Source organism: Bradyrhizobium campsiandrae (assembly GCF_014529705.1).
Taxonomy (GTDB): Bacteria; Pseudomonadota; Alphaproteobacteria; order Rhizobiales; family Xanthobacteraceae; genus Bradyrhizobium; species Bradyrhizobium campsiandrae.
The window spans coordinates 1-5,935 of record NZ_JAANIH010000127.1 but is presented as its reverse complement, the minus strand read 5'-3'; the positions used below and the strand labels follow the sequence as shown (position 1 = coordinate 5,935).

4 protein-coding genes, 1 pseudogene and 1 riboswitch are annotated in these 5,935 nt (G+C 66.3%); of the genes and pseudogenes, 3 read left to right on the top strand and 2 right to left on the bottom strand.

What is annotated here, in order from left to right; translation table 11 throughout:
* Nucleotides 1-113, bottom strand: a pseudogene (locus G8O24_RS41990) (hypothetical protein); the annotation flags it as partial.
* A gap of 147 nt (nt 114-260) precedes the next feature.
* Between G8O24_RS41990 and G8O24_RS41985 the strand changes: the two are divergent.
* From G8O24_RS41985 to purH, 3 genes are all read left to right on the top strand, one after another.
* Nucleotides 261-1,607: an RsmB/NOP family class I SAM-dependent RNA methyltransferase gene (locus G8O24_RS41985; protein ID WP_188108342.1), complete on the top strand. Its 1,347-nt coding sequence runs from the start codon at nt 261-263 to the stop codon at nt 1,605-1,607.
* 157 nt (nt 1,608-1,764) lie between these two features.
* Nucleotides 1,765-3,483: a heparinase II/III family protein gene (locus tag G8O24_RS41980; RefSeq protein ID WP_188108341.1), complete on the top strand. Its 1,719-nt coding sequence runs from the start codon at nt 1,765-1,767 to the stop codon at nt 3,481-3,483.
* A 59-nt stretch (nt 3,484-3,542) separates the two neighbouring features.
* Nucleotides 3,543-3,624, top strand: a riboswitch (ZMP/ZTP riboswitch).
* Nucleotides 3,625-3,648: 24 nt separating this feature from the next.
* Nucleotides 3,649-5,241, top strand: a complete 1,593-nt coding sequence (gene purH / locus G8O24_RS41975) for a bifunctional phosphoribosylaminoimidazolecarboxamide formyltransferase/IMP cyclohydrolase (protein ID WP_188108340.1) — start codon at nt 3,649-3,651, stop codon at nt 5,239-5,241.
* A gap of 160 nt (nt 5,242-5,401) precedes the next feature.
* Here purH and G8O24_RS41970 read toward each other — a convergent pair.
* Nucleotides 5,402-5,935, bottom strand: a 534-nt coding sequence (locus G8O24_RS41970) for an MFS transporter (protein ID WP_188108339.1), incomplete at its 5' end; no start/stop codon positions are given.

Here is a 5,935-nt window from a genome sequence, read left to right as displayed (position 1 = left end):
CCCTCTTCGGGTTCCAGCGAACAGGTGCAGTAGACCAGCGTCCCACCTGATTTGAGCAGCGAGACGGATTTCTTCAGCAGCCGTTGCTGCAAAAGGGTCATCGCGGCGACGTCCAATAACGCATTGCTGAAATGGCAGCCAAGGGCTGAAATCGCCAGAGGCCATTCTTACATTTGGCATATTCGCATGCCACAGATGCAGTTGTTCAAGGCATGCGCCATCGCGGCGGAACTGCCGCTCGCTCAGAACCTTACGTCCGCATGCCATCTCAACGTTTTGCCCCTCCATCCGAAGTGCCCGGTCTTGCGGCGCGGCGGATCGCTGCCGACATCGTCGACGGCGTCCTGCACAAGCACCGCACGCTGGACGACCAGCTCGACGGCTCCGGCGCCCATCCCGGACTGAAGACGCTGGCCGACCGCGACCGCGCGCTGATGCGGCGCCTGGTTGCAACCATCCTGCGCCGCCTCGGAACACTCGGCCATGTGCTGTCGCGGCTGCTCGACAAGGGTATCCCGTCCGATGCGCCGCGCGCGCAGAGCGCTCTCTTGATCGGCGCCGCCCAGATCCTCTGGATGGACGTGCCCGACCATGCCGCCGTCGATCTCTCGGTTCGCCTGGTGCAATCCGACCGGCGCGCCGCGCGCTATGCCGGCCTCGTCAACGCCGTGCTGCGCCGCTGCGCGCGCGAGGGCCAGGCGCTGGTCGAGGAGGTCGCGACGCAATCGCTCGACCTGCCGCCCTGGCTGCTGGCGCGCTGGAGCGCGCATTACGGCGAGGCGACCACGCGCGACATGGCGCTCGCGCTCGGTCACGAGCCTTCGCTCGATCTCACCGTGAAGTCCGACGCCGCGCAATGGGCGAGCCGGCTGCATGGCGAGGTGCTGCCGACCGGATCGGTGCGCACGCTCCTGCATGGCTCGGTGACCATGCTGCCCGGTTTCGCCGAAGGACAATGGTGGGTGCAGGACGCCGCCGCCGCGCTGCCGGTGCGGCTGTTTGGCGATATCAAGGGCAAGTCCATCGCCGATCTCTGTGCCGCGCCCGGCGGCAAGACCGCGCAGCTCGCACATGCCGGTGCAAAAGTCACAGCGCTCGACCGCTCGCCGGCCCGCGTGGCGCGCCTGCGCGAAAATCTGAGCCGGCTGTCGCTGCAGGCCGAGACCGTCGTCGCTGACGCCGTGGAATGGGCGGGGCCGGCGGAAGGCTTCGATGGAGTCCTGATCGACGCGCCCTGCACCTCGACAGGGACGATCCGCCGACACCCCGACGTCGCCTGGCTGCGGCAGGAATCAGACGTCGCCGCGATGACCCTTTTGCAGCAACGGCTGCTGAAGAAATCCGTCTCGCTGCTCAAATCAGGTGGGACGCTGGTCTACTGCACCTGTTCGCTGGAACCCGAAGAGGGCGAGCAGGCGATCGCCGCGCTGCTGGCCGCAGAGCCTGCGCTTCGCCGCGTGCCGATCGAGGCCCGTGAAGTCTCCGGGCTGAGCGAGATCATCACCGCCGATGGCGATCTCCGGACCCTGCCGAGCCATTTGCCGCACGCCGACCCGAAGCTCGGCGGGCTCGACGGATTTTTTGCAGCTCGACTCGTTAAATCCTGATTTTGCACCGGATTTTGCTACCGCTGGACTGATTCGCGACCTTTCAAGGTGGTGTCAGCCGGCCGTTTTTGGGATTAATAAGGATTCGTCGGAATCCTCTCCCCCTTCAAGGCAAGGCGTGTCGGTCGCTCAACGCAGACGTATCTCGACGCTGGTCATGAACCGCTTCGCGCGGAACATGCTCGCGCGCGCGAGCGGCGGTTCCGTTGCGTTGTCGCGGGTCTGGCCCGGCCGGACCGATCGGCTGATCATCGCGCCGCATGATTTGCGCACTGCCGACGCAACGCGCGCCGCCGAGATCTATGCCGGACGCTTCGTCTTCGCCGGCAAGATCGTCAACTGCCATGGCCGCTCGATCTTCGATCTCGATCCGCCGTCGGAGGATTGGGAGGTTGCGCTGCTGGGCTTCGGCTGGCTGCGGCACCTGCGCGCCGCCGACACTGCGCTGACCCGGGCCAATGCGCGCGCGCTGGTCGAGGACTGGATCAGCAACCCCGCCAACAAGCGCCGCCCCGTCGCCCGTCGTGCCGACGTGCTGGCGCGGCGCGTGATCTCGCTGCTGTCGCAGGCACCCTTGGTGCTCAACGACACCGACAACAAGTTCTACCGCCGTTACTTGCGCGCGCTGGCGCGCGAGATCCGCTTCCTGCGCTTCGCCATGGTCAACATCCCCGACGGGGTGCCGAAGCTCCAGGTGCAGATCGCGCTGTGCTACACGACGCTCTGCCTCGCCAACCAGGCCCGCCATATCCGTAGCGCGTCGAAGAAGCTCTCCGACGAATTGCAGCGGCAGATTCTCCCCGATGGCGGCCACATCTCGCGCAACCCGGGTGCGTTGATCGAGCTCTTGATCGACCTGTTGCCGCTGCGACAGACCTTTGCCGCGCGCAACATCGCACCACCGCCGGCGCTGCTGAATGCGATCGACCGCATGATGCCGATGCTGCGCTTTTTCCGCCACGGCGACGGCAATTTCGCTCTGTTCAACGGCATGAGCGCGACGCCGTCGGACCTGCTCGCGACACTTCTCGCCTATGACGACACCCATGGCGCACCGATGGCGAACATGCCGCATACCGGCTTCCAGCGCCTCGATGCCGGCCCGACCACCTTGATCATCGACACCGGCCCGCCGCCTCCGCCCGGCGTCAGCCACGACGCGCATGCCGGCTGCCTGTCGTTCGAACTGTCGTCCGGCATCAGCCGCATCGTCACCAATTGCGGCATGCCGACCACGGGCCGCGACAATTGGCGGCCGTTTGCGCGCGGCACCGCGGCGCATTCGACGCTGACCTATCACGACACTTCGTCCTGCCAGTTCGTCGAGATGTCGGCGATGAAGCGGCTGCTGCACGGCGCGCCTGTTATCAGCGGCCCCCATGAGGTCGAGAGCTATCGCGAAATCGTCGAGGGCGGCACGCTGCTGACGACCTCGCATGACGGCTATCTCGCCAAGTTCGGCGTGATCCACCGCCGGGTGCTGATGGTCGCCAATGACGGCGCGCGGATCGACGGCGAGGACTCGTTGTCGCCGCCGCAAGGCGCGCGGCTCAAGGGCGCCGACGCCGACTTCGCGCTGCGCTTCCATCTGCATCCGGCGGTCAAGGCGAGCCGGCTGTCGGATGCCCGCGGCGTCATGCTGGTATTGCCGAACCGCGACGTCTGGACCTTCGAGGCGCTCGACGACAAGGTCGACCTCGAGGACAGCGTGTTCCTGGCCGGCAATGACGGCCCGCGCCGCACCGCCCAGATCGTGATCCGCCAGGATGCCCGCCAGGCGCCCTCGATCCGCTGGAGCTTTGTGCGCTCGACCGCCTCACCGGCGGTCACCAATGCCCGCCGCAACGCGCGGCGCGAGCCGGAACTTCCGCTGTAAAGAGCAGCGATCCGGCCCTATCTAACCGTTGAGAGCGGCGCCAAAAGCTGCTATCGAGCGCTCGTTCGCGCGACTGGCGACCTTGGATGGAGCACCATCGGGAAGCGCGACACATATTCGCCGCGCGCCTGGGCATAGACACTCGCTTAACAGAGGATCTTGCTCATGACTGACCATCCCCGCCGCGTCACCCGCGCCCTTCTCTCCGTCTCCGACAAATCCGGCCTGATCGAGTTCGCCAAGGCGCTTGCCGCGCATGACGTCGAGTTGGTCTCGACCGGCGGCACCGCCAAGGCGATCGCCGCCGCCGGCCTGAAGGTCAAGGACGTCTCCGACCTGACCGGCTTTCCTGAAATGATGGATGGCCGCGTCAAGACGCTGCATCCGAAGGTGCATGGCGGCCTGCTCGCGATCCGCGACAACAAGGAGCATGCCGAGGCGATGAAGGCCCACGGCATCGCGCCGATCGACCTGCTCGTCGTCAACCTCTATCCGTTCGAAGCGACCGTCGACAAAGGCGCCAGCTTCGAGGACTGCATCGAGAACATCGACATCGGCGGCCCCGCGATGATCCGCGCCGCAGCGAAGAACCATGACGACGTCGCCGTCGTGGTCGAGGCCGGCGACTACAAGGCCGTGCTCGACGAACTCGCCGCCAACAAGGGCGCGACCACGCTGAAGCTGCGCCGGCGCCTCGCCGCGAAGGCCTATGCGCGCACCGCGGCCTATGACGCTGCGATCTCGAACTGGTTCAACCGCCAGCTCGAGATCGACGCGCCCGACTTCCGAGCTTTCGGTGGCAGGCTGATCCAGTCGCTGCGCTACGGCGAGAACCCGCATCAGACCGCGGCATTCTACGCCACGCCCGACAAGCGCCCCGGCGTTTCGACCGCTCGGCAGCTCCAGGGCAAGGAGCTCTCGTACAACAACATCAATGATACCGATGCGGCCTATGAGTGCATCGGCGAGTTCGACACCAAGCGCACCGCGGCCTGCGTCATCGTCAAGCACGCCAACCCTTGCGGCGTCGCCGAAGGCGCGAATCTGGTGGAGGCCTATCGCAAGGCGCTCGCCTGTGATTCCACCTCCGCCTTCGGCGGCATCATCGCCATGAACCGGCCGCTCGATGCCGACACCGCGCGCGAGATCACGAAGATCTTCACCGAGGTGATCATCGCACCTGACGCCAGCGAAGAGGCCATCGCCATCATCGGCGGCAAGAAAAACCTGCGCCTGCTGCTCGCCGGCAGCCTGCCCGATCCGCGCGCGCCCGGCCTGACCGCCAAGACGGTCGCGGGCGGCCTCCTGGTGCAGAGCCGCGACAATGCCGTCGTCGACGACATGACCTTCAAGGTCGTGACCAAGCGCGCACCAACCGACGCCGAGATGCGCGATCTGAAGTTCGCCTTCCGGGTGGCAAAACACGTCAAGTCCAACACCATCATCTACGCCAAGGATCTCGCCACCGTCGGCATCGGCGCGGGCCAGATGAGCCGAGTCGACTCAGCGCGGATCGCGGCGCGCAAGGCACAGGATGCGGCGAACGAGCTGAAGCTCGCCGAGCCGCTGACCAAGGGCTCGGTCGTGGCGTCGGATGCGTTCTTCCCGTTTGCCGACGGCATGCTCGCCTGCATCGAAGCCGGGGCCACCGCCGTGGTGCAGCCCGGCGGCTCGATGCGCGACGACGAGGTGATCAAGGCCGCCGACGAGCACGGCATCGCCATGGTGTTCACCGGCACGCGGCATTTCAGGCACTGACGTTTTAGTGCACTGAACTCTCAACGGGTCGTCCCGGCGCAGGCCGGGACCCATACGCTGCGGCGATAGTTTTGCGAGGACTCGGAGTGACCAACTCGCGCAGCAACTTCTCCCCGTGGTTATGGGTCCCGGCCTGCACCGGGACGACAGCGGAGTGTTGCTACCCCCGCACCCGCGTCAGCAGCGCAAACCCCGTGACGAAAAAAACCACCAACACCGCCATGCCGGCCTTCTGGCTCGCGGTGGCCGCGGTGATCACGCCGATCAGCAGCGGACCGATGAAGGACGTCACCTTGCCGGTCAGCGCGAACAGGCCAAAATACTGCGCGATGCGATCCTTCGGCGCGAGCCGGATCAGCAGCGTGCGTGAGGCCGCCTGAAGCGGACCGCCGGCGGCACCGATCAGGCAGCCCAGCACGATATAGGCCCGCTCGGCAGCCGCGCCGAACAACGGCCCGCCCGGCACAGGCGGCGCGACCTTGACGAACAGCACGCTGTCCTGGTCGACCAAAAGGATCGCCGCGACCGAGAGCAGCAGGATTAGCATGCTGCCGGCGATGACGCGCTTCGGTCCGAGGGAATCGTCAAGCTTGCCGCCGAGCCAGGCGCCAAAAGTGCCCGCGATGGCGAGAATGATGCCGAACGTACCGATCTGGATGGTGTGCCAGCCGAACGTGCCGGCGGCGTAGATGCC

Coding starts and splice junctions, on each gene's coding strand:
- G8O24_RS41985 (WP_188108342.1), top strand. CDS start 261: ATGCCATCTCAACGTTTTGCCCCTCCATCCGAAGTGCCCGGTCTTGCG.
- G8O24_RS41980 (WP_188108341.1), top strand. CDS start 1,765: ATGAACCGCTTCGCGCGGAACATGCTCGCGCGCGCGAGCGGCGGTTCC.
- purH (WP_188108340.1), top strand. CDS start 3,649: ATGACTGACCATCCCCGCCGCGTCACCCGCGCCCTTCTCTCCGTCTCC.